1 protein-coding gene is annotated in these 936 nt (G+C 62.3%); it reads left to right on the forward strand.

Annotated elements, in window-relative coordinates:
* On the forward strand, positions 1 to 891 hold an 891-nt coding region (locus NKI10_RS30860; protein ID WP_352862612.1), incomplete at its 5' end, for an IS256 family transposase.
* Between the last annotated feature and the right edge of the window lie 45 nt (positions 892 to 936).

A 936-nucleotide genomic window follows, 5' to 3' on the forward strand; every position in this document is an offset into this window, starting at 1 on the left:
GCGACGCTTGCGGAGATGTATGTGCAGGGCGTGTCGACCCGCAAGGTCAAGGCGATCACGGAAGAGCTGTGCGGTCATGCGTTCTCGGCTTCGTCGATCTCGGCCATCAACAAGCGCTTGGACGAGAGCCTGAAGGCGTTTGCCGAACGACCGCTTCAGGAGCCATTCCCCTACCTCATTCTCGATGCCCGCTACGAGAAAGTGCGCGAAGCCGGCATCGTGATGAGCCAGGCGGTGCTGATCGCGGTCGGCATCGACTGGGACGGGCGCCGGCAGATCCTGGCCGTGGAGATGGCCAATCGCGAGAGCCGCTCGGCCTGGAAGGACTTCCTCGTCGGCTTGAAACGACGCGGTCTCAAGGGCGTCGAACTGGCCGTGTCCGACGACCATGCCGGCCTGGTCGCGGCGATCGGCGAGGTGATCCCGGAAGCAGCATGGCAGCGCTGCTACGTCCACTTCCTCAGGAACGCGCTCGATCATCTGCCGAGGAAGCACGGCGACGATTGTCTGCAGGAACTGCGCTGGCTCTACGACCGGCGCGATCTCGCCGAGGCCAAGGCCGATCTCGCCGCGTGGCTGTCCAAATGGTCCGCCCGCTACCCGCGGCTGACCACCTGGGCGGAAGAAGCCATAGAACAGACGCTGACTTTCTTCCGGCTGCCGCGTCAGCATCACAAGCACCTCAAGTCCACCAACATGCTTGAACGGCTCAACGAGGAAATCCGCCGGCGCACCTATGTCGTGCGCATCTTCCCGAACGCCGAAAGCTGCCTGCGCCTGGTCAGGGCGCTGGCCGTCGAAACCAACGAAAACTGGATGGAGGCCAACCGCTATATCAACATGGATGATCTGCGCGAGCACAAGAAGCTCGCTCTACGCCAAGCCGCATGACCAGTTTCATGATCGCCCATTTTGCAGAACTTGACGCACACAACC

It is taken from the genome of Mesorhizobium sp. M0802, assembly GCF_040320115.1.
Lineage (GTDB): Bacteria > Pseudomonadota > Alphaproteobacteria > Rhizobiales > Rhizobiaceae > Mesorhizobium.